General features: G+C 47.4%; 1 protein-coding gene and 1 pseudogene. One reads left to right on the top strand and one right to left on the bottom strand.

Translation table 11 applies throughout. The annotated features are described in order from the left end of the window. A pseudogene (locus tag ACYC56_RS14180) lies at nucleotides 1-243 on the top strand (3-oxoacyl-ACP synthase); the annotation flags it as partial. A 203-nt stretch (nucleotides 244-446) separates the two neighbouring features. On the opposite strand, the gene ACYC56_RS14185 reads toward ACYC56_RS14180, so the two are convergent. Next, nucleotides 447-2,840, bottom strand: a complete 2,394-nt coding sequence (locus ACYC56_RS14185; RefSeq protein ID WP_461374822.1) for a sensor domain-containing diguanylate cyclase — start codon at nucleotides 2,838-2,840, stop codon at nucleotides 447-449. Nucleotides 2,841-2,916: the final 76 nt, after the last annotated feature.

The raw sequence follows: 2,916 nt of genomic DNA on the forward strand, positions 1-2,916 counted from the left end.
GAAGAAGGAAAGGTCAAACCCCACAGCCTCATCCTGATGCCGGCCTTTGGTGGTGGGCTGACCCTATGCGCTCATCTGGTGCGATGGGGCGATCGGGTCCAACCTTTAGGATCTACCGATATCGATCTTCCTCCCAGCTCGATGTCCGCCATGGAGATCGTAAACGACTTAAGAAAACGGAAGGACCCTCATGGACGCTCCGCTGCAGGCCTCATGTCCCCCCGATTTGCCGAGTCCAAATAGGACGGAATCAGGTTTTGGACTGAAAAAGTGGCACCGGTCGATTGAGTCGGGTTTCATGGGGTCAGGTTTTCATTTTGATCGCCAACTCTCAAACCAAGTTGATTAGTTAGACCGGGACTTTGGTTCTGAAACAACTTATCATTTTCCAATTACAACTATTACAAAATTGAAATGAGCTAATAAACAGAACCAATATTCTGAATCTATCTATCTCTTTTTTGCTTATTCTCATACATCAACTTATCCGCCTGAGCCAGCAGAGCCTCAATGGAACAAGGATTTTGGGGATCAAAACAGGCCATACCTAAGCTTATGGAGAGGGTATAGGGACACTTGGTTTGAAAATGGTGATCATTCAAGGCCTGTTTGAAACGGTTAATCAGTTTCTCGGCCGAGGTCTCAAGGTTGTTCATTGCCAGGACAACAAATTCATCGCCCCCTATGCGAGCGATGATATCTGATTCCCGAAAGGTTTCTTTAAGTATTTGGGCAGTATCCACTAGGACTTGGTCTCCTTCTTTATGGCCGAAGGTATCATTAATGCCCTTCAGATTATCCAGGTCACCAAAGATGAGCACCATCTCTGTTCCGATCCGCTGGGCCGTCTTCAACCCCTGTTCGGCCAGAGTAAAGAAACCCCGGCGGTTATAAAGCCCGGTGAGATCATCCTTGAGAGATAAAGTCTTAAGAGCTTCTTCGGCTAGTTTACGATCGGTGATATCCCTTAGATAGGCCAGGGAGACTGTTTCCCCCCGAAAAGTCGTCTTGGTGGCGGAGATTTCAAAATAAATGGTTCTTCCGCTTTTTCGTTGGCCTTTAGCTTCATATTTGGCAGGAACCGATTCTCCTTTTTGCCTTTGAAGGTTAATATTTGTTACCCGCTCCCGGTCATCAGGATGGATCACCATGGCCAGCGGTTGGCCTATGAATTCCTCGGGCCGATCATACCCGAAGATTTCTACCATTTTTTGATTAACAAAGATGTACCGGTCCCCTTTAATCATGGCGATACCGTCATTTGATTTTTCAATTAACGCCCGATATCGTTCCTCACTCTCACGCAGAGCTCCTTCCACCTGTTTTCTCTCAGTGATGTCACTCAGGAAATTCAGAGTAGCCGGTCTTTCCTTCCAGTTTATCATGAAGGAATTTAGTACCACCCACCTGATGTTACCGTCTTTTCGAATAATCCGAAAATCATAAATGGGAGGATTATTTTCACCTTTTATCTGCCTGACAAAGGAATCGATAACCATATTCCGGTCTTCCGGGTAAACGAACTCATTGAGTGGTCTTGACACGAGTTCCTCACCGGAATAACCCAGGATCATGGCTGTCTTAGTATTGTGAAACACTATCTTACTATCCAGTCCCACAAAAATGGCTTCGTTGGCATTCTTAAAGAGATTCCGGTAACTCTCCTCGCTTTCCTGCAGTGATTCCTCTACCCGCTTGCGGTCGGTGATGTCCAAGAAAAAGCCCACAATACATTTCCGCCCTTTGATTTCGGTACTGGCACCGGAGATGTCGGCATAGAAAACCGTGCCGTCTTTTCGCAGGCAGGGGACCGTAGAAGATACCGGCGTATTCCCTTGAATCTGAGACCCGATATCTGAGATCACCTGGTCCAGCGTTTCTTTTGGGTGTATGTCCCCTATACTCAACTGCAGCAACTCCTCATCTGAATATCCAAGCATCCGGCTAATGGAAGGGTTGACATATAAAAAGCGTCCCGTTTCGGTATCGGTCGCCAGTATACCCTGGGTGCTCCCTTCGAAAATCACCCGGTATCTTTCTTCCGACTCCCGCAGTTTTTCCTCCGCCTTTTTACGCTCGGTGATGTCACGGGCAATCCCCAGAACCGAATTTGGCTTGCCGTCACGGTAAATAACAGACGCCTTGGTTTCCACAGCAACATAGGTGCCGTCCTTGCGCTTCAATTTATATTCAGATACTTCTTTCTGAATTCCGATTTTAACCATCTCATTAAAATCTTCCAGCCCTTTGGAGAGATCCTCTTCACATAACAAAGAGGTAATACTGAGAGTGCGGATATCTGCTTTTTCATAACCCAACATATTCAAGGCGACCTGATTGGCCTCGATAAACTTACCTTCAAAATCGACGATATATACGGCGTCATACAAGCGGTCAAATAGAGCAATGAAGCGCTCATTGCTTTCCTTGAGTTGTTTTTCCGCCAGCCTCCGCGCCCGTCTTTCGCCGGCCTCTTTTAACTCCCGTTCAATCGCGGGAATAAGGCGGTATAGGTTGTCCTTCATAATATAGTCATGAGCACCGGCTTTCATCGCCTTTACGGCGGTCTCCTCGCCGATGGCCCCGGATACAATGATAAGGGAGAGGTCGAGTTCGGTCTCCTTTAACAATTCAATGGCCGCAAGACCGTTGAAGGTCGGAAGTTTATAATCGCACAGAATCACGTCCCATTCCCTTTCCCGGAGTGCGGAACGCATGGCCTCAGCCGTTTCCACCCGTTCATACACCGGATTGTATCCGCCATTCTTGAGCGCCAGTATCATTAACTGGACATCGTCTTCCGAGTCTTCAACCATTAATACCCGAAGAGGTTTCCCCATCTTCTTTCTCCTTACTCTCCCAGGGGAAGAGGGCGCTTGCGCTCGGTTTATTTTTTTTCGAATTCCGCAATCCTCC

The organism is Candidatus Aquicultor sp., from assembly GCF_054640775.1.